This window comes from Streptomyces tateyamensis, assembly GCF_003205575.1.
Taxonomy (GTDB): Bacteria; Actinomycetota; Actinomycetes; order Streptomycetales; family Streptomycetaceae; genus Kitasatospora; species Kitasatospora tateyamensis.
This window is the reverse complement of record NZ_PYBW01000074.1, coordinates 53,851-77,744: the sequence shown is the minus strand read 5'-3', so window position 1 is coordinate 77,744 and position 23,894 is coordinate 53,851. Positions and strand designations below refer to the sequence as shown.

The window sequence follows — 23,894 nt, the reverse complement described above, 5'->3', positions numbered from 1 at the left end:
GCCCAGGCCGACTCTCCACGGTGCCGCCGCGCGGACGCGAAGCCGCACAGGGGCTCGTAGTCTCGCTCGGCGCCCCGCAGGTGCGGGGTGTCGAAAAGTCTTCTGGTCTGACCAGTGTTCTCAGGTTTTCCCAAGCTGCGCAGCCCCACAACCCAGGGTGGCTCCCGGGGCGGGCCCGGCCGGCCCAGAGGGCGGCACGGGGAAACGGCCAGTGCGCGACGGCGCTCGCTCCCCTGGGGAGCTGCGGGAACCCCGGAGGGCGTAGAGCCGGGTGGTTAGTCCGGCTCTCGCCTCCGCCCGCTAGGCGGACGCTGCGGCCTGCGGCTCTACGGCCGTCTCCGATGGGACGGCCGGGGCCGCAGCGCGGTCGAGCGCCAGCGGGTCGGTCACCGTGCCGGACTCCTCGTCGAGCGGCCCCTGCGCCAGCCTGGTCACCTCAGCGGGGACCGGCAGCGCCAGGTCGGCCGTCGCACGGAGACCGGACAAGACGTCGTCTGGTCGTACGGCGGGTGTGGCGTGTCGTACTACCAGGCGCAGTATCGCACAGGCTTGACCGGTACGAACATCGGAGGTGGCTGCGGATTCCCCGACCGGACCAACTCCGGCCTGGGCCGCAACCGCTTCCAGCCGGGCCACCGCCCCGCGCGCGTCGAAAATCCGTAGCCCGTTCTTCGTCTGCCGTTCCACCTGGGCCTCGTCGGCCGCCAGGAACAGCTCGACCGCCCGGGCCGCCTGCTCGGCGCCGACCTGCGGCAGCCGCAGCTCCCAGAGGGAGGCCTCGAGCCGCTCGACGAAGTTCGGCGTGCGCACCTCGACGGCGTCCACCACGTCCAGACCGGTCGGCAGCGAGGCGTCCAACTGGGCCCGCAGCTCCTGCGGGTCCCGGAAGTCGGCCAGGCCGATCTCCAGGTACTCGGCCTCGCTGGCCACCCCGGTGGGCGCGGCGTTCGCGTACGAGACCTTCGGGTGCGGGGTGAACCCGGCCGAGTAGGCCATCGGGACGGCGGAGCGGCGCAGCGCCCGCTCGAAGGCGCGCTGGAAGTCACGGTGGCTGGTGAAGCGCAGACGGCCCCGCTTGGTGTAGCGCAGTCGGATGCGCTGCACCGTCGGCGCGGGAGGCGGACCGTCGGGCGTGCGGCGTGCCAGGGTCGCTCAGTCCTTCGTGAGATACCTGGTCCGGGACTCGGTCACCGAACTCTGTCAAGGTGCAAGGGTACGCGCCCGCCACCCGGGCGGGCGCGTCCCGACGGGCTACTTGTTGACCACGCTCAGCGGCAGCAGCTTCTGGCCGGTGGGGCCGATCTGGATCTGCGTGTCCATCTGCGGGCAGACGCCGCAGTCGAAGCACGGGGTCCAGCGGCAGTCGTCGACCTCGACCTCCTCCAGCGCGTCCTGCCAGTCCTCCCAGAGCCAGTCCTTGTCGAGGCCGCTGTCCAGGTGGTCCCAGGGCAGCACCTCCTCGTAGGAGCGCTCGCGGGTGGTGTACCAGGCCACGTCCACGCCGGTGCCGGCCAGCGCCTTGTCGGCGGAGTCCATCCAGCGGTCGAAGGAGAAGTGCTCGCGCCAGCCGTCGAACCGGCCGCCGTCCTCGTAGACCGCCCGGATGACGGCGCCGATCCGGCGGTCGCCGCGGGAGAGCAGGCCCTCCACGATGCCGGGCTTGCCGTCGTGGTAGCGGAAGCCGATGTTCTTGCCGTACTTGCGGTCGCCGCGGATCGCGTCGCGCAGCTTGGCCAGCCGGGCGTCGGTCTCCTCGGCGCCCAGCTGCGGGGCCCACTGGAAGGGGGTGTGCGGCTTGGGCACGAAGCCGCCGATCGAGACCGTGCAGCGGATGTCGTTGGTCCCGGTGACCTCGCGGCCCTTGGCGATGACGTTCTTCGCCATCTCGGCGATCTGCAGCACGTCCTCGTCGGTCTCGGTGGGCAGGCCGCACATGAAGTACAGCTTGACCTGGCGCCAGCCGTTGCCGTAGGCGGCCCCGACGGTGCGGATCAGGTCCTCCTCGGAGACCATCTTGTTGATCACCTTGCGGATCCGCTCCGAGCCGCCCTCGGGGGCGAAGGTGAGCCCGGACCGGCGGCCGTTGCGGGTCAGCTCGTTGGCCAGGTCGATGTTGAAGGCGTCGACCCGGGTGGAGGGCAGCGACAGGCCGATCTTGTCGTCGGTGTACCGGTCGGCCAGGCCCTTGGTCAGGTCGGCGATCTCGGTGTGGTCGGCGCTGGACAGCGAGAGCAGGCCGACCTCCTCGAAGCCGGTGGCCTTCAGCCCGCGCTCGACCATCTCACCGATGCCGGTGATGCTGCGCTCGCGCACCGGACGGGTGATCATGCCCGCCTGGCAGAACCGGCAGCCGCGGGTGCAGCCGCGGAAGATCTCCACCGACATCCGCTCGTGCACCGTCTCGGCCAGCGGCACCAGGGGCTGCTTGGGGTAGGGCCACTCGTCCAGGTCCATCACGGTGTGCTTGGCGACCCGCCACGGCACGCCGGGGGCGTTGGGCACCACGCGGCCGATCCGGCCGTCGGCCAGGTACTCCACGTCGTAGAACCGGGGCACGTAGACGCCGCCGGTGCGGGCCAGGCGCAGCAGCAGCTCGTGGCGGCCGCCGGGACGGCCCTCGGCCTTCCAGGCCCGGACGATCTCGGTGATGTCCAGCACGGCCTGCTCGCCGTCGCCCACCACGGCGCAGTCGACGAAGTCGGCGATCGGCTCGGGGTTGAACGCGGCGTGGCCGCCGGCCAGCACGATCGGGTCCTCGTCGGTGCGCTCCGCCGCGGACAGCGGGATGCCCGCGAGGTCGAGGGCGGCCAGCATGTTGGTGTAGCCGAGTTCGGTCGAGAAGGAGAGGCCGAAGACGTCGAAGGCCTTCACCGGGCGGTGCGCGTCAACCGTGAACTGGGGCACGCCGTGCTCGCGCATCAGCTTCTCCAGGTCCGGCCAGACGCTGTACGTCCGCTCGGCCAGCACGCCCTCGCGCTCGTTCAGCACCTCGTAGAGGATCATGACGCCCTGGTTGGGCAGCCCGACCTCGTACGCGTCCGGGTACATGAGCGCCCAGCGGACGTCGCAGGAGTCCCACTCCTTGACGGTCGAGTTGAGCTCGCCGCCGACGTACTGGATCGGCTTCTGGACGTGCGGGAGGAGGGCCTCCAGGCGTGGGAAGACCGACTCGATCGGCATGCGGCGTAACCCTCTGTGAGAGCGGAAGGGGTGACCCTCAAGGGTAGCGCGACGCGAAGGGCTCCCCCGACCGCCGAGATCCGGGGAGCCCGCGCAGCACCGCTCAGCCCGCTATCGGCCGCTGGGTGCGCACCGCCTGAAGCAGGCCGATGGCGATCCAGCCCGCGAACATCGAGGAGCCGCCGTAACTGACGAAGGGCAGCGGGATGCCGGCCACCGGCATGATCCCCAGCGTCATCCCGATGTTCTCGAAGGACTGGAAGGCGAACCAGGTGATCACGCCGCCGCAGACGACGGTGCCGAACAGGTCGGTGGCCTGCCGGGCGATCTTGCAGGCGCGCCAGAGGATCACCCCGACCAGCGAGATCAGCACCAGGCCGCCCACGAAGCCGAGCTCCTCGCCCGCCACCGTGAAGACGAAGTCGGTCTGCTGCTCGGGGACGAACTGCCCTATGGTCTGGGTGCCGTGGAAGAGCCCCTTGCCGGTCAGCCCGCCGGAGCCGATCGCGATCCGGGCCTGGGCGGTGTTGTAGCCCACCCCCGCGGGATCCAGCTTGGGGTTGGCGAAAGCGGCGAACCGGTCGATCTGGTATTTGCTCAGCACCCCGAGCTTCCAGACCGCCGCGGCCCCCAGGCCGCCGGCCACCAGCAGGCCGAACAGCCAGCGGTTCGGCGCGCCGGAGGCGAGCAGGATGCCCAGCGTGGTGACCGCCATCACCATCACCGAACCGAGGTCCGGCATCAGTATCACCACGCACATCGGGAAGGCGGCCACCGCCAGCGCCTGCAGCACGCTCCGGTCGCCGGGCAGCTCACGCTCCCCCGAGTCCACCCGGGAGGAGAGCACCAGCGCCATCCCGAGCACGATCGCCAGCTTGGCGAACTCGGCCGGCTGGATCGAGAAGCCGCCGCCGAACTGGATCCAGGAGTGCGCGCCGTTGATGGTCGAGCCGAGCGGGCTCAGTGTGGCGAACAGCATCAGGACGGCGCACAGGAACAGCACCGGCACCGCGGCCTTGATCCGGTGGTGCCCTATGGCCACCGCCGCCCCGAACAGCACCAGGCCGATCATCAGGTTGGTCAGGTGCCGGTAGAGGAAGTACTGCGGGTCCCCGTGGGTCAGGGAGTCACGCCCGCGGGTGGCCGACCAGACCAGCAGCGAGCTGCCCAGCGAGAGGGCCAGCGCGGCCAGCACGAGTATCCAGTCGATCCGCCGCAGCGGCGCGTCCTTGGCCAGCGCTCGGGCCATCGGACTGCGCTGCGGCGAGAACCGCAGCGGGCGGTAGGACCCGTAGGAGGTCATGCCCGGCTCCTTCCGGTGGTGCGGGGCTCCACCGCGAGCAGGTCGGCGGCGAAGGCGGGCTGGGCGGGCGCCGGGGTCGGGTAGTCGACGGTGTAGGAGGCCTGCTGGAGCTGCGCGGTGCCGTCCGGGTTGAAGGTGGGCAGCTTGGTCTGCGGGGTGGGCAGCAAGGCCTTGCCGTTGTCGATGGCGCCCTTGTCGTCCACGCCGTACAGCGCCTGGTAGATCTTGCGGACCGCGTCACCGGAACCGCCGGAGCCGGTACCGGCCTGGCTGATCGTCATGACCACCGCGTAGTCCTTGCTGTAGGTGGTCAGCCAGGAGGTGGTCTGCTTGCCGTAGACCTCGGCGGTACCGGTCTTGGCGTGCAGCTGGATCTTGTCCTGCGGCCAGCCGGCGCCGACGAACTTCCAGGCCGCGGTGCCGCTGGTGATGACGCCCGCGGTGGCCTGGTCGATGTACTGCAGGGTCTTCTGGTCGTCCGGCAGCTTGCCGTCCTCGTGCGGGGCGATGTCGCGCACCAGCTGGCCGCTGGGGGTGACGACCGCCTTGGCCACGCTGGGGCGGTAGAGCGTGCCGCCGTTGGCCAGCGCCGAGTAGATCCGGGCCATCTGGATCGGGGTGACCAGGGTGTCGCCCTGGCCGATCGCGTAGTTGACCGAGTCACCGGCGCGCATCACGTTGCCGTCCACGCAGTTCTCGCGGGCGATCTGGGTGGCGAAGTCGGTGCCGCCGCCCTCGGCCTGCTTGCACCAGGCGTCCTTGTTGGCGGTGTAGAAGTCCTGCTTCCACTGCCGGTCCGGCACCCGGCCGGTGACCTCGGCGGGCAGGTCCACACCGGTCTTGGCGCCCAGGCCGAACTGGTGGGCGGTCTTGTAGAACCAGTCGGCCGGGTTCTTCGGGTGGATCCCGCCGTCCTTCATCCACTGGTCGTAGGCCAGGCCGTAGAAGACGGTGTCGCAGGAGATCTCGAGCGCCTTCTCCAGCGAGATGTCGCCGAACTGCTCGCCCTCGAAGTTCTTGAACTCGCGCCCGCCGATGGTCATGCTCTGCGGGCACGGGTAGTGGCCGTCCAGCGAGTAGCCGGCCGCCACGGCGGCCGAGGTGGAGACCACCTTGAAGGTGGAGCCGGGTGCCGACTGGCCCTGGATGGCCCGGTTGAGCAGCGGGTAGTTGCTGTCCTGGCCGGTCAGGTTGCCGTAGTCCTTGGCGGAGATGCCGCCGACCCACAGGTTGGGGTCGTAGGTCGGGGCGCTGGCCATCGCGATGATCCGGCCGGTGTGCACGTCCATCACCACGGCCGCGCCGGAGTCGGCCACGTAGTTCTTGTTGGTCTCCTTGTCGAACTGGGTGCGGGCGTCGTTCATGGCCTGGACCAGGTTGTCCTCGACCACCTTCTGCACCCGCGCGTCCAGGCTGGTGACCACGTTGTTGCCGGACTGGGCGGGGGTGTTGCCGGCCGAGCCGATCACCCGGCCGAGGTTGTCCACCTCGAGCCGGTCCACCCCGGTGGTGCCGCGCAGGTCGTCGTCGTAGACCGACTCCAGGCCGGCCCGGCCGATCTGGTCGGACGGCAGGTAGCGGTCCCGGCCGGTCTTGTCGGCGGTCTTGCTGACCTCGTCGTCGGTGACCGGCGAGAGGTAGCCGAGCACCTGGGCGGCGTTGGCGCCGTCCGGGCCCGGGTACTGGCGCAGGGCGGTGGGCTGGGCGGTGATGCCCGGGAAGTCCTCGCGGCGCTCCATTATCTGCATCGCCTGCTGGGTGGTGGCCTGGTCGGTCACCGGGATCGGCTGGTAGGGCGAACCGTTCCAGCAGGGCTGCGGAGTCTTGGCGTCGCAGAGCCGGACCTTGTCCTGCACGTCCTTGGTGTTCAGCCCGAGCACCTGGGCCAGCCGGCCGAGCGCCGCCTTGCCGTGGTCCTTCTGCTGCAGCAGCGAGGTGCGCGAGACCGAGACCACCAGCTTGGTCTGGTTGCCGGCCAGCACCCGGCCGTCGGCGTCCAGGATCTCGCCGCGCACGGCCGGGGCGACCACCTCGCGGATGTGGTTGTTGGACGCCTTGGCGGTGTACTCGCTGCCGTTGCGGATCTGCAGGTACCATAGCCGACCGCCGAGGGTGGCCAGCAGCGAGATCACCAGGATCTGCAGCACCACCAGACGGATCGTCACCCGGCGGGTTCGGCCGGTCTCCGGGATGTTGCTCACGGGGAAGACTCCTGGCTAGCGGATCGTCAGAGACCGGGGACGCGCTTCTTGCGGGCGGACGGGCCGACCGCCGAGGGGTCGCGGGTGGTCCGGTACCGGGCCAGCGTGCCCAGGCCCGAGCCGCTCATCTCGCCCAGCGAGCCGGGGTCGATCCGCCGGGCCAGCAGCATCACCACCGGCACCACGAACGGGGCCAGCAGCAGGTCGTACAGCAGGGCGCTGAACACCAGGCCGGTCAGCCCGACGTGCCGGGCGGCGGTGTCGCCGACCAGCGCGCCGACCGCCGCGTACAGCACGGTGGAGACCACGGCGGCGCCGGCCACCACCACCAGCGGGACCAGTACCGAGCGCTGGCGGCCGGGCTCGGCGCGCAGCATGCCGGCCGCGTAGCCCATCAGGCACAGCACCAGGGCGTAGCGGCCGATCGCGTGGTCCGAGGGCGGCGCCAGGTCGGCCAGCAGGCCGGACGAGAAGCCGGCCACGCAGCCGGCCGACGGGCCCCAGACCAGGGCCAGGCCGACCACCACCAGCAGCATCAGGTCCGGGGTGGCGCCGGGCAGCTGCAGCCGGCCCAGCACGCTGACCTGGACGACCAGGGCGAGCAGGACCAGCACCCCGCCGAGTACGACACGCTTGATGACCATCGGTCAGTTCCCCCCGGTCTTGGTGGCGGTGGGCTGGACGGGCAGCTGGGCCAGCTGGGCCGGCGGCTGGGCGCCGGCGTTCGGGCTCGGTGCGCCGCTGGGCGCCGGCGGCAGCACCGCGTCCCTGGGGTCGGTGCGCGGCGGCACCACGACCACCCCGACCAGGTCGAGCCGGGTGAACGAGACGAACGGCTGGACGAGCACGGTCTTGGTCAGTTCGCCCGGGGTGGCCTCCACGCTGAGCACCTTGCCCACCGGCACGCCCGGCACGAACGGGCGACCGCTCTGCGAGCCGAAGGTGACCAGCCGGTCCCCCGCCTTGACCTGGGCCTTGCCGTTGAGCAGTTGCACCCGCATCGGGCTGGCGCCCTGGCCGGCCGCGAAGCCGATCTCGCCGCTGCCCTCCATCCGGGTCCCGGCGGTGAAGCCCGGGTCGGTGGCCAGCAGCACGGTGGCGGTGGTCGGGGCCACCGTGGTGACCCGGCCGACCAGGCCCTCGCCGTTGATCACCGTCATGTCGCGCTGGATGCCGTCGTCGCTGCCGGCGTCGATGGTGATGGTCCAGGAGAAGCCCTGGGCCGCGCCGATGGCGATCACCTGCGCGGCCTTGACGGTGTATCCGCCGGTGCCGGCGGTGCGCAGCATGTCGTCGAGCTGCTTGGTGCGTCGGGTGGCGGTGTCCGAGGACGCCAGCCGCTGGCGCAGTTCGGTGTTCTCGGCGCCGATCTGGTTCAGCCGCTGCTGCTGGGTGCCGGAGTCGCGGATCGCGCGGACCGTGCGGGCTATCGGGTCCACCGCTCCGGCGGCGCCCCGCTCGACCGGGCCGAGCAGGGCGGCGGCGGTCTTGCGGGCGCCGTTCAGCGGGGAGCTCTCGCCCCCCTTGATGTCCACGGTGATCAGCGCGAACGCGATGGCCACCAGCAGGATGAGCAGCAGTCGGCTCTCTCGTGTGTCCCTCACGGCAGTGCTGCTGCCCCTTCTTGACGGCCGGTCTGGAGGTGTCGCGGTGCTTGTCGCTGGGGTTGTCGGTCGGTCTAACGACGCGGCTGGGCGTCCAGTACCTGCTGGAGCGCCTCGAACTCCTCGACGCACCGGCCGGAGCCGAGCGCCACCGAGTCCAGCGGGTTCTCCGCGATGTGGATCGGCATGCCGGTCTCCCGGCGCAGCCGCTCGTCGAGGCCGCGCAGCAGGGCGCCGCCGCCGGTGAGCACCACGCCGCGGTCCATCACGTCGCCGGCCAGCTCGGGCGGGCACTGGTCCAGGGTGGTCTTGACGGCGTCGATGATGGAGTTGACCGGCTCGTCGATCGCCTCGCGGACCTCGGCGGCCGAGATCACCACGGTCTTCGGCAGGCCGCTGACCAGGTCGCGGCCGCGGATCTCGGCGTGCTCGTCCTTCTCGTTCTCCGAGCCGTAGGCCGAGCCGATGCTCATCTTGATCTGCTCGGCGCTGCGCTCGCCGAGCAGCAGCGAGTACTCCTTCTTGATGTGCTGGACGATCGCGTTGTCCAGCTCGTCGCCGGCCACCCGGATGGACTGCGCGGTGACGATGCCGCCCAGCGAGATGACCGCGACCTCGGTGGTGCCGCCGCCGATGTCCACCACCATGTTGCCGGTGGCCTCGTGCACCGGCAGGCCGGCGCCGATCGCGGCCGCCATCGGCTCCTCGATGATGTGCACCTGGCGGGCGCCGGCCAGGTGGCTGGCCTCGACCACGGCCCGGCGCTCGACGCCGGTGATGCCACTGGGCACGCAGACCACGACCCGCGGGCGGGCCAGGTAGCGGCGGCGGTGGATCTTCTGGATGAAGTAGCGCAGCATCCGCTGGGTGATCTCGAAGTCGGCGATCACGCCGTCCTTGAGCGGGCGGATCGCGATGATGTTGCCGGGCGTGCGCCCGATCATCTTCTTCGCCTCGGAGCCCACCGCGAGGATGCCGCCGGTGTTGGTGTTGACCGCCACCACGGACGGCTCGTTCAGGACGATCCCCTTGCCCCTGACGTACACCAGCGTGTTGGCAGTGCCGAGGTCGATCGCCAGGTCACGGCCGATGAACGACAGGTTGTTGGCCATGAGGTGTAGGACGCCTTCCCGAACTGTATGTCTTGGGCAGGGAGTTGACCCTCACACCGGTGGCTCTGCACAGCGGTGCGGGGACGGCTGGACGGACCGCCGGGGTCCGCCGAGTGCCTCCATCGTAGCCACGTCCGGCGAACTCGTCGGCGGGGCGGGTATGGCGTCCATTCTCCGTCGCCGAATCAGTTCTGCCCGCATTGGGACGCCGTGTCGGCGCGCCCGGTTCCATATTTGACGATCAGATTCCCACCGTTGGCTGAGCCGGGCCGCGCCTGACCGGCCCGGCGTCAGCCGGCGAGGGCGCTCTGGCGTTCGGTCAGGCGTGCGCCGGGAAGAAAATCTTGATCTCGCGCTCCGCGGACTCGGGCGAGTCGGAGGCGTGGATCAGGTTCTCCCGGGTGATGGTGGCGTAGTCGCCGCGGATGGTGCCGGGGCCGGCCTCCAGCGGGTCGGTGGCCCCGGCCAGCGCACGCACGCCAGGGATCACGTTCTCACCCTCGACGATCAGCGCGATCGACGGGCCCTCACCCATGAAGGTGAGCAGCGGCTCGTAGAACGGCTTGCCGACGTGCTCACCGTAGTGCTGCTCCAGCGTCGCGCGGTCGAAGGTGCGCAGCTCGACCGCGGCCAGCTGCCAGCCGGCCTTGCGCTCGATCCGGCTGATGATCTCACCGGCCAGGCCGCGGCGAACGGCATCGGGCTTGAGCAGGACGAGGGTGCGCTGGGTCACGGTGCGGCTCCATGCGTTTCGGGACGGACTGGTGTAAGCCACCGGCCCAGAGGTTACCTCGGGTGAGCGAACGGTCGGCGCCCGGACGGACCCCGACCGTTCACCCCGTCCCCGGGTGCCCTCGCTTCAGGCTCCGGCCGCCGGCTGCTCGGCCCGGCTGCGCTGTTCCCTGATGACGTCGATCTTGCGCCCGTAGTGCACCGAGCACCACCACAGCGCGGCGAAGACCACGCCCAGTCCGTACATGGTGGGCAGCAGCAGGCCGCCGGCGATCAGCGCCACCTGCAGCGCCCAGCCGACCGCCACCGCGCCCGGCCGGGTGATCACACCGCACAGCAGCACGCAGAGCAGCATCGCCACCCCGCTGACGGTCCAGATCACCGCCGTCGAGACGTCCGTCATCCGCATGGCGACGCAGGCGGCGAAGAGGATCACGAAGACCTCGCCGATCAGCGTGGACGAGCAGAGCGTGCGCATGGCTCACTTCCTCCCGAGCAGCAGGCGGGCCTCGCCCACGGTGATCACCGAGCCGGTGATCAGCACCCCGGCACCGGCGAGGTCGCCCTCTTCCTCGGCCAGGGTGACCGCGGCCTCGATGGCATCGTCCAGCCGCGGCTCGACCACCACCCGGTCCTCGCCGAACACCTCGACCGCCTGGGCGGCCAGCCGGTCCACCGGCATCGCCCGGTGGGTGGAGTTCTCGGTCACCACGATCTCGGCCAGCACCGGCTCGAAGGCCTCCAGCAGGCCGGTGACGTCCTTGTCCCCGCTGGCGGCGATCACGCCGATCAGCCGGGTGAAGCTGAAGGACTCGGCGAGCGCGGCCGCGGTGATCTCGGCGCCGGCCGGGTTGTGCGCGGCGTCCAGCACGATGGTGGGGCTGCGCCGGACCACCTCCAGCCGGCCCGGGGAGGAGACCCCGGAGAAGGCCTGGCGGACCTTGTCGATGTCGAGCGAGCCCTCGCGGGCCGCGCCGACGCCGAAGAAGGCCTCCACCGCGCAGAGCGCGACCGCGGCGTTGTGCGCCTGGTGCTCGCCGTGCAGCGGGATGAAGATTTCGGAGTACTCGGCGCCGCCGAGCCCGCGCAGCGTCACCACCTGCCCGCCGACCGCGATCTCGCGGTGCAGCACGCCGAACTCCATGCCCTCGCGGGCCACCGTGGCGTCCACCTCGACGGCGCGCTTCAGGATCGCCTGGGCGGCGTCCAGCGGCTGCTGGGAGACCACCGCGACGGCGCCCTGTTTGATGATGCCGGACTTCTCGGTGGCGATCTCGCCGGTGGTGTTGCCCAGCCGGTCGGTGTGGTCCAGCGAGACCGGGGTGATCACGGCGACCGCCGCGTCGATCACGTTGGTCGCGTCCCAGCTGCCGCCCATGCCGACCTCGACCACGGCGACGTCGATCGGCGCGTCGGCGAAGGCCGCGTAGGCCATGCCGGTCAGCACCTCGAAGAAGGAGAGCGCGATCGGCTGCTGCTCGTCGACCATCCGGATGTACGGCTCGATGTCCTGGTAGGTCGAGACGAACTTCTCGGCGCTGATCGGCTGGCCGTCCAGGCTGATCCGCTCGGTCACCGACTCCACGTGCGGGCTGGTGTAGCGGCCGGTGCGCAGCTCGAAGGCGCTCAGCAACTGCTCGACCATCCGCGCGGTGGAGGTCTTGCCGTTGGTGCCGGTGATGTGGATCGCCGGATAGGAGTGCTGAGGCTGGCCCAGGATGTCCATCAGGGCGTTGATCCGGTCCAGGGTGGGCTCGATCTTGTTCTCCGGCCACCGCTTGGCCAGTTCCGCCTCGATCTCGCGAAGGGCGTCCGGCTGTTCGACGGCGTCCGCACTGCTGGGGCGGATGGTGTACGGGTTCGGCCCGGCGCTGCTGCTCACGCCGCCAAGTCTACGGAGTGGGCGAGCCCTCACCGCGCGGGGGCCGCCAGCTCCCCGCGTGCCTGGTCGGCCCGGTGGTGCGCCGGGGTCAGACCCCGGCCGGCACCGCCGCCTGCCGCATCCGCAGCTCCCCCAGGACCTGGTCGACCTCCTCCTCCGGCAGCAGCGGCAGCATCATCGCCACCGCCTGGAGCAGGCCGCCGAGCAGGAAGGTGGTGTCCGCGGTGGCGGCGACCAGCTCGCGCACCTGCGCCACGTCGCCCCCGCGCACCGCCGCGATCAGCCGCGCGGCATCGGCCGACTCCTCGTCCACCGCGACGCCGATCTCGCTCTGCGGGGCCCGGCGGGCCAGCGAGCGCAGCACCCGGTCGCCGACCTCGGGGGCGTAGGCCTTGCGCACCGCCTCGGCCGCGATCCAGGCCAGTATGGTGAGCACGGTGCGCTCGTCCTGGTCGGCCAGCAGGCGGTCCAGCGCCCCGTCGAAGGCGAGCTGGTTGCCGTGCCGGAACGCGAGCAGCAGGTTGGCGGCCCGTCCCTTGGCCTCTTCGACCCGCTGCGCGGGGAGTTCGCCGGCCGTAGTGTGCATTCGCGTCATGCCATGCCTTCCCGTCGCCGCTCTTCCGGACCGGGCTGCTCCAGACGGAAAACGGAACCCGGAACTGCAGAACACCGTATACGGCGCACCATCTCCCGGCGTCGGACCTGGCCGCAGGTTGTGCCTGAAAGAATGCGAACCTGATCGATTCTTGGCAATCCGCGGAATTCAGCGGTTAATCGGCCCGGACGGGACGGGCCGGCTCCCCGACGGACTCCCGGTCGCTTCCCAGTGGACTCCCAGCGGACTCCCGTTGGGAGCTGCTGGACTGAGGACCAGTCAGCAGTGCCAAGCGAGGGCGGGGTCGTGCACCAGGACGCGTTCGGTCAGCCGGGCCAGCTCGGGCCCCGGGTCCGCGCCGAGCTGCTCGCGCAGCACCCGGCGGGCGGTGCCCAGGGTCTGCAGCGCCTCGGCCTGGCGGCCGCAGCGGTACAGGGTCAGCACCCGCAGCGCCCAGGCCGACTCGCGCAGCGGGTAGTCGGCGACCAGCTCCTGACTCTCCAGCAGCGACTGCCGGTGCTCGCCCAGCCCGAGCCGGGCGGCCACCCGGATCTCCCGGGCCAGCGAGCGGCACTCCTCGAGCCGGCCGATCTCGGCCCGCAGGAACCGCGAGTCCGCCAGGTCCGCGAAGGCCGGCCCGCGCCACAGCCGCAGTGCCTGGTCCACCTGGGCCAGCGCCTCGGCCGGCCGGGCCGCGGTGGCGGCCGCCACGCCGGCGGCCACCAGGTCGACGAAGCGTCGGGTGTCCACCCGCTCCGGGCCGACCGCCAGCGCGTAGCCGGCCGGGTGGCGCAGCAGCACCAGCGGCTCCTGGCGGGCCCGGCGGTCGGGCTCCAGCGCCCGGCGCAGGTCCGCCACGTAGGTGTGCAGCGCCTGGCGGGGCTTGGCCGGCAGCTGGTCCTCCCAGACCGAGTCGATCAACTGGTCCTCCGTCACCAGGGAGCCGTCGGCCACCAGCAGGGCAGCCAGCAGGGCCCGGGGGCGGCGGCCGCCGAGCCGGGCCGCCTGCCCGTCCACCGTGGCCCCGACCGGGCCGAGAACGGTGATCCGCACATCGTGGTTGCGAGCGCAACGCGCACTGTTCTGCATGGCTTCGAGCCTGGCCCCGCCCCGCCGCGCTTCCCATGGGGGCGAGCCCCCGCATTCCTCCGGCCCCCACCGGCCCCCACCACCGCCACCCCTGCCCGCCCCTGAATATGGGGGCCCGCCCCCATGGAGGGTGGGGGCGGTGCGCTGGCAACCTCGTGGTCATGACGGAGATGGGGACGGACGAGCCGGGGACACACTGGTGGACCCGCGGTCTCAGCCGTGCCGAGCGACTGCCACTGCCCACGCAGCCGACGCTCGGTGCGGCCGAGCTGACGAAGCGTTGGGCGGCGGACTACGCCGGCCCCGCCGAGTTCGCGGCCCGGCTGGCCGAGCTGGGGCTGACCGAGCCGCAGCTGGCCGCACTGGCCGCCGAGCCGGCCGCGGAGCTGGCCGCCCGGGTCGCCGTGCCGTCCTGGGCCGACTACGCCGAGCAGGCGCTGGCCGCGGCCCCCGAGCGGGTGGCCGAACCGGGCGCCGAGCTCGACTGGGCGACCGGCTTCGCCCAGGTGCTGGCCCCCTTCACCGAGCTCGCCGCCGAGCGCCTGCCGCTCCCGGTGCGGCCGGCCGGCCTGGTCGACCCGGTGGCGCTGCGCGACTGCTTCACCCGGCAGCTGTCCGCGGCCCTGGTCCGGATCGCCCGCCGCACCCTGGTGCTGGAGCTGAACGTGGCCCGGGTGACCGAGCGGCTGCAGGGCGACACCCCGACCCACCGGTTCGCCGACTTCGTGCGCCGCTCGGCCGAGCGCCGGGCACTGCGCGCCCTGCTCACCGAGTACCCGGTGCTGGCCCGGCTGCTCGCCCAGACCTGCGAGCAGAGCCTCGCCGCCTGGACCGAGCTGCTGGAGCGGCTCGCCGACGACCGCGCCGACCTGGTCGCCGCGCTCTGGCCCGGGCAGGACCCGGGCCGGCTGGTCGGGGTGGACACCGGCCGCGGCGACCGGCACGGGCACGGCCGTACGGTGGCCCTGCTGCGCTTCGAGCACGGCGCCGAGCTGGTCTACAAGCCGCGCCCGCTCGAGCTGCACGCCCGGTTCAACGAGACCCTGGACTGGCTCGGCGACAAGCTGCCCGAGCTGGCCCCGCGCACCCTGGCGGTGCTGACCCGGGACGGCTACGGCTGGGTGGAGTTCGCCACCGCCGCGCCCTGCGCCGACCCGGCCGAGGTGCGCCGCTTCTACCACCGCCTGGGCGCGCTGCTCGCCCTGGTGCACACCCTGGGCGGCACCGACCTGCACTTCGAGAACCTGCTGGCCTGCGGCGACCAGCCGGTGCTGGTGGACCTGGAGACGCTCTGCCACCCCGCGCTGGTCCGCCCCCGCCCGGCCGCCGACGACCCCGCGATGGGCGCGCTGGAGGACTCGGTGCGGCGCACCGCGCTGCTGCCGGTGCTCAGCTACGGCGCCGAGGGCGCCATGGACCTGTCCGGCCTGGGCGGCGACAAGGGCGTGCCGCTGCCGGTCCAGGTGGCCGACTGGGCCGGCGCCGCCACCGACGAGATGCACCTGGTGCGCACCGCGGCCGTCAGCCGCGGCGGCGCCAACCGGCCCCGGCTGGACGGGGCGGACGTCGACCCGGCCCGACACACCGCGGCCCTGCTCGGCGGCTACCGGGCGGGCTACGCGGCGATCGTCACGCACCGCGGCGAACTGGCCGCGCTGCTCACCGGCTTCGCCGACTGCCCGACCCGGGTGCTGGTGCGCGACACCGCCCGGTACGCGACCCTGCTGGACGAGTCCTGCCACCCCGACGTGCTGCGCGAGGCGCTGGAGCGCGACCACCTGCTGGACACGCTGTGGCGCGAGTCGGCCCACCACCCGGTGCAGCGCCTGCTGGTCGGCGCCGAACTGGCCGAACTCTGGCGCGGCGACGTGCCGCTGTTCGGCGCCACCGCGGGCCGGGCCGGGCTGCGGATCGGCGAGCTGGCCACCAGCGCGCCGGTGCTCGGCTCCGGGCTGGACTGGGCCCGCCGGCGGCTGGGGCGGATGGGCGGCACCGACCGCTTCGACCAGGAGTGGGTGATCCAGGCGGCGCTGGCGGTCCGGGACGGCGACACCGCTCCCGGCGCGCCGGCCGCGGAGCCCGGCCCCGGGGTGGCCACCGTGCCCGACCCCGAGCGCCTGCTGGCCGCCGCCTGCGCGATCGCCGACCGGATCCTGGCGGCCGGCCACGACGACGGCCGCCGGGTCAACTGGCTGGGCCTGGAGCCGCTGGACGAGAAGCACTGGGCACTGCTGCCGCTGGGCGCCGGGCTGCCGCACGGCTACTGCGGCACCGCGCTCTTCCTGGCCGAACTGGCCTCGCTGACCGGCGTGCCGCGCTACGCGGCACTGGCCCGGCGGGCGCTGGCCCCGGTCCCGGCCCTGCTGAACGCGCTGGCCGGCTACCCGGCGCAGCTGCCGCAGGTGGGCGCCGGCTTCGCGGGCCTGGGCGGGATCAGCTACGCGCTCAGCCGGCTCGCGGTGCTGCTCGAGGACCGGACCATCGCCGACTGGCTGGGCCTGGCGGTCCAGCTGACCGAGCTGGCGGGCGCCGGCGCGGCGGAGCACGCCGGACTGCTGGAGGGCGATGCGGGCGCACTGGCCGCGCTGCTCGCCGTGCACGCCGGGGGCGGCCCCGAGCACGCGCTGACCGCGGCCCGCCCGTTCGCCGAGCGGCTGCTGACAGCCCCTCAGTCCGCTTTCGGAGCCGGACTGCACGAGGGCGGCGCGGGTGCGGGCCTGGCCCTGCTGCGCTACGCCGCGGCCGGCGGCGGCGCCCAGTACCACCGGGCCGGGCTGGAGCTGCTGCGCACCGCGGCGCTCCAGGCCGACCAAGCCCCGGCCGCGCTGGGGGCGCACCGCACCGGCACCGGCTGGTGCGACCCGCTGGACGGCGCCGCCCTGGCGGTGGCCGGCAGCGGCGCCCAGCACGACGATCCGGAGCTGGCCGCCGTGCTGGAGCGGGCACTGCGCCGCGCCGCGCGCCGCCCGATCGCCGCCGACCACAGCCTCTGCCACGGCGAGGCCGGCACCTTGGACCTGCTGCTGACCGGCGCGGCCGACGGCCCGCTGACCGCAGCACTGCACGCCCGGGCGGGCACCCTGCTCGCCTGTCTCGACCGCTTCGGCCCGCGCTGCGGGACTCCCGAAGGCCTCAGCAGTCCCGGACTGCTGACCGGTCTGGCCGGTATCGGCCACCAACTGCTCCGTCTCGGATTCCGGCCCCGGATTCCGTCCGTACTGCTGCTGCAACCAGCCACCCCTGCTTCCCCAGGAGGACGACATGAGTGACGAAGCCATGATCCGCAACTGGAAGAACATCGCCACCCGCGACGGTGCCGCCGCCTTCCACCCGGCGGGCGAGATCCGGCTCGGCCAGCGCGGCGGCCCGGGCCAGCGGGCGGGCCTGCTGGCCGGACTGGTCGGTCCGGTCACGTACGAAGGCGCCATGGAGACCTCGGTCAGCGCCATGACAGTGACCAGCGTGACCGTCGCCTGACTCTGCTGACCTGCAATCAGACCGGCCGGGCCGCAGCCACCATGGCGGTTCGGCCGGTTCCGGAGGTAGCCTCCGGACATGCTCATCACGTCGCCCGTGGTGGTGGGGCGCAGCAGTGAGCTGGCCCTGCTGGACGCGGGGCTCAGTGCTGCCCGCCGGGGCGAGGGCCGAGCGGCCTTCGTCCGCGGCGAGGCCGGCATCGGCAAGTCCCGGCTCGCCTCCGAGGCCGCCTTCCGGGCCTTCTCGGCCGGCATGGCGGTGCTGCGCGGGCGTGCGGTGGCCACCGGTGCGACCATGCCCTTCCGCCCGATCGCGGAGGCGCTGCTCTCGCTCTTCCGGGTCGGCGGCCCGCCGCAGGACCCGGAGCTGGCTCCGTACCGCTCGGCCCTGTCGGTGCTGCTGCCGGAGTGGCGCGGCGCCGAGCCGGCCGGCCCGCCGCCCGCCCTGCTGGAGACCGGCGAGGCGGTGTTGCGGCTGCTGCTCGCGGTCGGCCGCAACCTGACCCAGCACCAGGAGCAGGGCTGCCTGCTGGTGCTGGAGGACCTGCACGACGCCGACGCGGAGACGCTGGCGGTGGTCGAGTACCTCAGCGACAACATCCAGGGCCTGCCGGTCTTCCTGCTGGCCACCCTGCGCCCGCAGTCCGGCCCGGCGGACGAGCTGGTCCGGGCGGTGGCCCGCAGACGCAGCGCCACCCTGGTCGAGCCGGGCACCCTGACGGCCGACCAGGTCCGCGCGATGGCCGAGGCCGCGCTCTCCACCGCCCCCGGCCGACTGCCCGAATCCGTGGTCGAGCGCCTGGTCCGGGACGGCGAGGGCAACCCCTTCGTGGTCGAGGAGCTGCTCAGCGGCATGGTCTCCACCGAGGTGCTGCGCCGCGAGGGCGAGCAGTGGCAGGTCTGCGGCGAACTGCCGGTGGACGTGCCGAGCACCGTGGTGCACTCGGTCGCCCAGCGCGCCGCCCGGCTCAGCCCCGACTGCCGCGACCTGCTGCACGCGGCCGCGGTGCTCGGCCGCCGGTTCGCGCTGCCGGTGCTCAAGCTGGTCACCGGGCTGGACGACCGGGAGCTGCTGGTCCACCTGCGGGCCGGCATTGACGCCCAGCTGATATCGGCCAGCGGCCCGGTGGCCGACTGGTACGAGTTCCGGCACGCCCTCACCACCGACGCGCTGCTGGCCGAGCTGCTGCCGGCCGAGCGGACCAGGATCGCGGCCCGCGCGGCGGACGCGATCGAGGCCGCCTACCCCGGGCTGCCCGGCGAGTGGTGCCGCCGGGTGGCGGCGCTGCGGCTGACCGCCGGCGACAACCGGGCCGCCGCGCTGCGCTTCGCCGAGGCCGGCCGGGCCGCGCTGGACGGCGGTGGCGTCAAGTCGGCGGTCTCGCTGCTGGAGCGCGCCTACCAGTTGCTGGACGCGGTGGAGGCGAGCGACCCGGAGTGGGCCGCGGACCGCACCGGCGTGGTCGAGCAGCTGATCTACATCCTGATCGAGACCGGCGACTACGACCGGGCCAAGGCGCTGGCCGAGGAGCTGCCGCTGGCCGGCCCCGGCGCGCCCGGCGCGGCCCGCACCGCCGCCCTGCACACCCGGCTGGCCTGGGCCGCGGCCAGCGCGCTGCGCTGGGAGGAGGCCGCCGCGCAAGTAGGCTACGCGCGTCGCCTGCTGACCCGGTTCGACTCCGCCTCCCACCGCCCGGCGGTCGACGTGGTCACCGCCCAGCTACTGCTGGCCGGCGCCGACGGGGCCCTGGCCGGCGATCCGGACGCGCCCGAGCCGCCCTTCCCGATGCTGGACCGCACGGCCGCGGCCGAGGAGCTGCTGCGCCGGGCGGCCGCCGCCGCCGAGCAGGCCGGGGTGCCCGAGGTGGCCTGCCAGGCCTGGCAGATGATCGCCCTGCTGGAGCGCAAGCACGGCTTCGACCGGGCCGACGCCTGCCTGGAGCGGGGCCTGGAGCTGGCCACCCAGCACCAGCTGACCACCTGGCAGGTGGACGCCCTGGTCCGCCTGGGCGCCAACGACTTCATGCGCTCCGGCTCCTCGGCCCGGTTGGAGCGCGCCCACCGGGCGGCGCTGGGACTGGGCGCGCTGGCGCTGATGCACTCGGCGGAGGCCTCGCTGGCCATGCAGGCGGTGCTGCGCGGCGAGTACCCCAAGGCCCGCGAGCTGTCCGACCGCTGCCTGGACGCCACCGCCCGGCTGCGCAACGCCGACAACCACCAGTACGTGCTGCTCACCCGGGCCGCGCTGGCCGCGCACCAGGGCCGGCGCCGGGAGATGGACCAGGAGCTGGCCGAGTTCCGCCGCTGGGACGGCGAGCGCTCGCTCCAGCTGCCGCTGGTGCACGGCAACCGGGCGGTCTGCGCGCTGCTGGAGGAGGACCGGCCGCAGGCGCTGGCCGAGCTCGACCAGGCGGTCGGCTGGGAGGACCGCAACCCGACCGTCTTCTACCTCAACGGACGGTACGGGCTGCGCCCGCTGCTGCGCGCCCTGGCCGGGGTCGGCGACCTGACCGAGCACCAGAAGGTGGCCGCCGAGGCGGCCGCGGTGCTGCCCTGGAACCGCCAGTTCGAGCAGCTGGGCCTCGCGGTGCTGCTGGGCCGCGAGGGCCGGGTCGCCGAGGCGCTGGACGCGGTGGCCGCCGCCCAGGAGGCCGCCCGGCCGTTCCTGATGGCCCGTCACCTGGGGCTGCGACTGGTGGCCGAGGCGGCGCTGGCCGACGGCTGGGGCGACCCGGTCGGCTGGCTGCGCGGCGCCGAGGAGTTCTTCCACGGGGCGGGGACGCCGGCCGTGGCCGCCGCCTGCCGCGACCTGCTGCGCCGGGCCGGGGCCAGCATCCAGCAGCGCCGCAGCGGCTCCGACGTGGTGCCCCCGGAGCTGCGCCGGCAGGGGCTGACGGTGCGTGAGTACGAGGTCTTCCTGCTGCTGCCGGACCGCCTGGGGAACCAGGAGATCGCCGAGCGGCTGTACATCTCCCCGCGCACCGTGGAGAAGCACGTGGCCAGCCTGCTCGCCAAGACCGGCCATCCGCACCGCTCGGCGCTGTGCGAGTACGCCGCCACCCTGGCCGGCTGACCCGGGGACCGTCCGTCGGACGGGCCCCGGGTCGGGTGCCGGCTAGCCCTGCGGCAGCGCGGCCAGCTGGGCGGTGATCCGGGCGATGTCGGCCTCGGCGGCCGCCTGGCGGCCCCGGATCTTGGCCACCACGTCGTCCGGCGCCTTGGCCAGGAAGCCCTCGTTGCCGAGCTTCGCCGTGGTCTGCGCCAGCTCCTTCTCGGCCACCGCGAGGTCCTTGGCCAGCCGCTTGCGCTCGGCGGGCACGTCGATGGTGCCGGACAGGTCCAGCGCCACCGCGGCGCCCGCCGCCGACAGCGAGGCGGTGGCCGCGAACCCGTCCTCGGGCGCGGTCAGCCGGGTCAGCGAGCGGATCGCGGCCTCGTGGTCGGCCAGGCCGGCGCCGGCCAGCTCCAGCGTGGCGGGGACCTTCTGGGTGTCCTTGAGGCCCTGGTCGTTGCGGAACCGGCGGACCTCGGTGACCACCTGCTGCAGGGTGGCGATCTCGGCCTGGGCGGCCGGGTCGCGGAAGCCGCTGTCCCTGGGCCACTCGGCCACCACCACCGACTCGGCGCCGGTCAGCGCCGTCCACAGCGCCTCGGTGACGAACGGGACCACCGGGTGCAGCAGGCGCAGCGTCACGTCCAGCACCTCGCCGAGCACCCGGCGGGCCGCGTCGGCCTGCGGGCCGCCCTTGGCCAGGGTGGTCTTGGAGAGCTCGACGTACCAGTCGAAGACCTCGTCCCAGGCGAAGTGGAAGAGCGCGTCGGAGAGCTTGGCGAACTGGTAGTCCTCGTAGAGCGCGTCCACCTGGGCGACGGTCTCGTTGAGCCGGGCCAGCACCCAGCGGTCGGCCGCGGTCATCTCCGCGGCCGCCGGCAGCGGGCCCTCGACGGTGGCGCCGTTCATCAGCGCGAACCGGGTGGCGTTCCAGATCTTGTTGCAGAAGTTGCGCGAGCCCTTGACCCAGTCCTCGCCGATCGGCACGTCCGCGCCGGGGTTGGCGCCGCTGGCCAGGGTGAACCGGACCGCGTCGGCGCCGTAGGCGTCCATCCAGTCCAGCGGGTCCACCGCGTTCGGGTTGGACTTGGACATCTTCTTGCCGAACTCGTCGCGGACCAGCCCGGTCAGCGCGATGGTGTGGAACGGGACCTGACCGTCCATCGCGTACAGGCCGAACATCATCATCCGGGCGACCCAGAAGAAGATGATGTCGTGGCCGGTGAGCAGCACGTCGGTCGGGTAGAACTTGGCCAGGTCGGGAGTCTGCTCCGGCCAGCCCAGCGTGGAGAACGGCCACAGGCCGCTGGAGAACCAGGTGTCCAGCACGTCCGGGTCCTGGGTCCAGCCCTCGCCGGCCGGCGGCTGCTCGTCCGGTCCGACGCAGACCACCTCGCCGTCCGGGCCGTACCAGACCGGGATCCGGTGTCCCCACCAGAGCTGGCGCGAGATGCACCAGTCGTACATGTTGTCGACCCAGTCGAAGTAGCGGCGCTCCAGCTCCTTCGGGTGGATCTGCACCCGGCCGTCGCGGACCGCGTCGCCGGCCGCCTTGGCCAGCGGCTCGACCTTGACCCACCACTGCAGCGACAACCGCGGCTCGACGATGGTGTGGCAGCGCGAGCAGTGGCCCACCGCGTGCATGTACGGCCGCTTCTCGGCGACGATCCGGCCCTGCTCGCGCAGCGCGCCGACCACGGCGGCGCGGGCCTCCAGCCGGTCCAGGCCGAGGAAGGGACCGTGCACGGTGATCGCGCCGGTCTCGTCCATCACACTCAGGTTCGGCAGGTTGTGCCGCTGGCCGATGGCGAAGTCGTTGGGGTCGTGCGCCGGGGTCACCTTGACGGCGCCGGTGCCGAACTCCGGGTCGACGTGGGTGTCGGCGACCACCGGGATCTCACGGTCCGTCAGCGGCAGCTTGATGGTCCGTCCGACCAGGTGCCGGTACCGCTCGTCGTCCGGGTGGACGGCGACCGCGGTGTCGCCGAGCATGGTCTCGGCCCGGGTGGTGGCGACCACGATCGTGTCGTCGCCCTCGCCGTAGCGGATCGAGACCAGCTCGCCGGGGCTGTCCTCGTGCTCCACCTCGATGTCGGACAGCGCGGTGAGGCAGCGCGGGCACCAGTTGATGATGCGTTCGGCGCGGTAGATCAGGCCGTCGTCGAAGAGGTTCTTGAAGATGGTCTGGACGGCCCGGGACAGGCCCTCGTCCATGGTGAACCGCTCCCGGCTCCAGTCCACGCCGTCGCCCAGGCGGCGCATCTGACCCAGGATCTTGCCGCCGTAGTTCTCCTTCCACTCCCAGACCTTCTCGACGAAGGCCTCACGGCCCAGGTCGTGCCGGGACAGGCCGGACTCGGCGAGCTCCTGCTCCACCTTGTTCTGGGTCGCGATGCCGGCGTGGTCCATGCCGGGCAGCCACAGGGCCTCGTAGCCCTGCATCCGCTTACGGCGGGTCAGGGCGTCCATCAGGGTGTGCTGGAAGGCGTGGCCCAGGTGCAGGGCCCCGGTGACGTTCGGCGGCGGGATGACGATGGTGTACGCGGGCTTGTCGCTCTTCGCGTCCGCGGTGAAGTAGCCGCGGTCCACCCAGCGCTCGTACAGCTCGCCCTCTACCTCGCCGGGAGCGTAGGTCTTGGGAAGGGCGGCTGCGTGGTCCCCGGACGCGGAGTCGGCGGGGAGCTGGTTCGTCATGTCGGTCACGACGCACAGTTTACGGAACCGGCGGACCCCGGATCGACGTCCGAGGCGTACGGTAGCGTGCCCGGTGCTCGGACGGACCTCCTGATCGTCCCGAGAGCCCTGCGCGTCAGCACGAGGGAGGGGACCTCAGATGTCCGACCAGAACCCGTACGCACAGCCGACACCCCCGGGGTTCGGGCAGGCCCCGGGCTACGGGCAGGTCCCGCCGCAGCCGGGCTACGGCCAGCCGCCGGCCTACGGGCAGCCGGCCGCCCAGCCCGGCTACAGCTACCCGGCGGGCTACGGCCAGGCCGGCTACGGCGGCTACCCGCCGCCGGCGCCGCCGAAGAAGTCCCGCAAGGGCCTGTGGATCACGCTGGGCGCGGTGGTGGTGGCGATCGGCGTGGCCTTCGCGGTGCTGGTCGCCAGCGTCGGCGACAACCTCTCCAAGGAGGGCACCCACAAGGTGGTGCTGCCCGCCACCTTCCAGGGCCTGACCAGCGACCCGGGCAACCAGATCGCCCAGCAGATGCAGCAGAGCGTCAACTCCGATCCGCAGGAGAGCAAGAAGCTGGACGGCACGGTGAGCACGGTCTACCAGACCAGCAGCGCCACCCTGGGCCGGATGCTCGTGGTCTACGGCGGCTGGGGCAAGATCGCCTCGCCCTCCGCCGAGGAGTCCTCGTTCTGGGCCGGCTTCGAGGGCTCGGCCAAGTCCAGCAGCACCACGACCACCACCTTCGGCCCGCGCAGCCACCCGGACCCGGGCCCGATGGGCGGCGTGATGAGCTGTGAGAACGCGTTCATCGGGCCGGTGACCGAAGCGGTCTGCGTCTGGGTGGACAACAGCACCCTGGTGATCACCCTGCAGACCAACCTCAAGGGCGCCGCGCCCTCGATCGACAAGGCCGCCTCGGACACCCGCGACCTGCGCGCCATCGCCGAGGTCAAGAAGTAGCCCGCGGCGCAGACCGGAAGGAGGAGGG

The 23,894-nt window shown here is 72.8% G+C and carries 17 protein-coding genes; 4 read left to right on the top strand and 13 right to left on the bottom strand.

Features of this window, described 5'->3' with window-relative positions:
* Nucleotides 1-300 precede the first annotated feature (300 nt).
* The 12 genes from C7C46_RS20310 to C7C46_RS20255 form a co-directional block, all read right to left on the bottom strand.
* Nucleotides 301-1,104: a TIGR03936 family radical SAM-associated protein gene (locus tag C7C46_RS20310; RefSeq protein WP_110671301.1), complete on the bottom strand. Its 804-nt coding sequence runs from the start codon at nt 1,102-1,104 to the stop codon at nt 301-303.
* A 147-nt stretch (nt 1,105-1,251) separates the two neighbouring features.
* Nucleotides 1,252-3,180 (bottom strand): TIGR03960 family B12-binding radical SAM protein, encoded by a 1,929-nt coding sequence (locus C7C46_RS20305; protein WP_110671300.1) that lies wholly within the window; start codon nt 3,178-3,180, stop codon nt 1,252-1,254.
* A 103-nt stretch (nt 3,181-3,283) separates the two neighbouring features.
* Nucleotides 3,284-4,483, bottom strand: a complete 1,200-nt coding sequence (rodA, locus tag C7C46_RS20300) for a rod shape-determining protein RodA (RefSeq protein ID WP_110671299.1) — start codon at nt 4,481-4,483, stop codon at nt 3,284-3,286.
* Nucleotides 4,480-6,684, bottom strand: a complete 2,205-nt coding sequence (gene mrdA / locus C7C46_RS20295; protein WP_110671298.1) for a penicillin-binding protein 2 — start codon at nt 6,682-6,684, stop codon at nt 4,480-4,482. Before mrdA ends, rodA begins: the two co-directional genes overlap by 4 nt.
* A gap of 26 nt (nt 6,685-6,710) precedes the next feature.
* On the bottom strand, nt 6,711-7,328 hold the full coding sequence (gene mreD, locus C7C46_RS20290; RefSeq protein ID WP_110671297.1) for a rod shape-determining protein MreD: 618 nt from the start codon (nt 7,326-7,328) through the stop codon (nt 6,711-6,713).
* Between the two features lie 3 nt (nt 7,329-7,331).
* Nucleotides 7,332-8,288 (bottom strand): rod shape-determining protein MreC, encoded by a 957-nt coding sequence (gene mreC, locus C7C46_RS20285; RefSeq protein WP_110671296.1) that lies wholly within the window; start codon nt 8,286-8,288, stop codon nt 7,332-7,334.
* 74 nt (nt 8,289-8,362) lie between these two features.
* Nucleotides 8,363-9,388, bottom strand: a complete 1,026-nt coding sequence (locus C7C46_RS20280; protein ID WP_110671334.1) for a rod shape-determining protein — start codon at nt 9,386-9,388, stop codon at nt 8,363-8,365.
* Between the two features lie 331 nt (nt 9,389-9,719).
* On the bottom strand, nt 9,720-10,133 hold the full coding sequence (ndk, locus tag C7C46_RS20275; protein ID WP_110671295.1) for a nucleoside-diphosphate kinase: 414 nt from the start codon (nt 10,131-10,133) through the stop codon (nt 9,720-9,722).
* Between the two features lie 126 nt (nt 10,134-10,259).
* The gene (locus tag C7C46_RS20270) at nt 10,260-10,610 is read right to left on the bottom strand and encodes a DUF4233 domain-containing protein (RefSeq protein ID WP_110671294.1); all 351 of its coding nucleotides are present in this window, start codon (nt 10,608-10,610) and stop codon (nt 10,260-10,262) included.
* 3 nt (nt 10,611-10,613) lie between these two features.
* The gene (gene folC / locus C7C46_RS20265; RefSeq protein ID WP_110671293.1) at nt 10,614-12,014 is read right to left on the bottom strand and encodes a bifunctional tetrahydrofolate synthase/dihydrofolate synthase; all 1,401 of its coding nucleotides are present in this window, start codon (nt 12,012-12,014) and stop codon (nt 10,614-10,616) included.
* A gap of 88 nt (nt 12,015-12,102) precedes the next feature.
* Nucleotides 12,103-12,600 carry a hypothetical protein gene (locus C7C46_RS20260; RefSeq protein ID WP_110671292.1) on the bottom strand — a complete coding sequence of 166 codons (498 nt, stop codon included), beginning with the start codon at nt 12,598-12,600 and terminating at the stop codon, nt 12,103-12,105.
* A 288-nt stretch (nt 12,601-12,888) separates the two neighbouring features.
* Complete coding sequence (locus C7C46_RS20255) at nt 12,889-13,698, bottom strand: AfsR/SARP family transcriptional regulator (protein WP_110671291.1); 810 nt, start codon at nt 13,696-13,698, stop codon at nt 12,889-12,891.
* 161 nt (nt 13,699-13,859) lie between these two features.
* Here C7C46_RS20255 and C7C46_RS20250 point away from each other — a divergent pair, with 161 nt between their 5' ends.
* The 3 genes from C7C46_RS20250 to C7C46_RS20240 all read left to right on the top strand — a co-directional run bounded on the left by C7C46_RS20250 (nt 13,860) and on the right by C7C46_RS20240 (nt 20,247).
* A complete protein-coding gene (locus C7C46_RS20250; RefSeq protein ID WP_146259150.1) occupies nt 13,860-16,967 on the top strand; it encodes a type 2 lanthipeptide synthetase LanM family protein in 3,108 nt (1,035 codons plus the stop codon).
* On the top strand, nt 16,960-17,175 hold the full coding sequence (locus tag C7C46_RS20245) for a hypothetical protein (protein WP_110671289.1): 216 nt from the start codon (nt 16,960-16,962) through the stop codon (nt 17,173-17,175). Before C7C46_RS20250 ends, C7C46_RS20245 begins: the two co-directional genes overlap by 8 nt.
* A gap of 78 nt (nt 17,176-17,253) precedes the next feature.
* On the top strand, nt 17,254-20,247 hold the full coding sequence (locus tag C7C46_RS20240; protein WP_110671288.1) for a helix-turn-helix transcriptional regulator: 2,994 nt from the start codon (nt 17,254-17,256) through the stop codon (nt 20,245-20,247).
* A 42-nt stretch (nt 20,248-20,289) separates the two neighbouring features.
* Here the strand turns inward: C7C46_RS20240 and C7C46_RS20235 are convergent, their stop codons facing one another.
* On the bottom strand, nt 20,290-22,920 hold the full coding sequence (locus tag C7C46_RS20235; protein WP_110671333.1) for a valine--tRNA ligase: 2,631 nt from the start codon (nt 22,918-22,920) through the stop codon (nt 20,290-20,292).
* 139 nt (nt 22,921-23,059) lie between these two features.
* Between C7C46_RS20235 and C7C46_RS20230 the strand changes: the two genes are divergently transcribed.
* Nucleotides 23,060-23,866 carry a hypothetical protein gene (locus C7C46_RS20230; protein ID WP_110671287.1) on the top strand — a complete coding sequence of 269 codons (807 nt, stop codon included), beginning with the start codon at nt 23,060-23,062 and terminating at the stop codon, nt 23,864-23,866.
* Nucleotides 23,867-23,894 lie beyond the last annotated feature (28 nt).

Bases quoted from the DNA above. Each gene is read 5' to 3' on its own strand.
- mreD (WP_110671297.1), bottom strand. From the start codon at position 7,328: ATGGTCATCAAGCGTGTCGTACTCGGCGGGGTGCTGGTCCTGCTCGCC.
- rodA (WP_110671299.1), bottom strand. From the start codon at position 4,483: ATGACCTCCTACGGGTCCTACCGCCCGCTGCGGTTCTCGCCGCAGCGC.
- C7C46_RS20250 (WP_146259150.1), top strand. From the start codon at position 13,860: ATGACGGAGATGGGGACGGACGAGCCGGGGACACACTGGTGGACCCGC.
- C7C46_RS20260 (WP_110671292.1), bottom strand. From the start codon at position 12,600: ATGCACACTACGGCCGGCGAACTCCCCGCGCAGCGGGTCGAAGAGGCC.
- C7C46_RS20240 (WP_110671288.1), top strand. From the start codon at position 17,254: ATGCTCATCACGTCGCCCGTGGTGGTGGGGCGCAGCAGTGAGCTGGCC.
- C7C46_RS20305 (WP_110671300.1), bottom strand. From the start codon at position 3,180: ATGCCGATCGAGTCGGTCTTCCCACGCCTGGAGGCCCTCCTCCCGCAC.
- C7C46_RS20270 (WP_110671294.1), bottom strand. From the start codon at position 10,610: ATGCGCACGCTCTGCTCGTCCACGCTGATCGGCGAGGTCTTCGTGATC.
- C7C46_RS20230 (WP_110671287.1), top strand. From the start codon at position 23,060: ATGTCCGACCAGAACCCGTACGCACAGCCGACACCCCCGGGGTTCGGG.
- C7C46_RS20235 (WP_110671333.1), bottom strand. From the start codon at position 22,920: ATGACGAACCAGCTCCCCGCCGACTCCGCGTCCGGGGACCACGCAGCC.
- C7C46_RS20245 (WP_110671289.1), top strand. From the start codon at position 16,960: ATGAGTGACGAAGCCATGATCCGCAACTGGAAGAACATCGCCACCCGC.
- C7C46_RS20255 (WP_110671291.1), bottom strand. From the start codon at position 13,698: ATGCAGAACAGTGCGCGTTGCGCTCGCAACCACGATGTGCGGATCACC.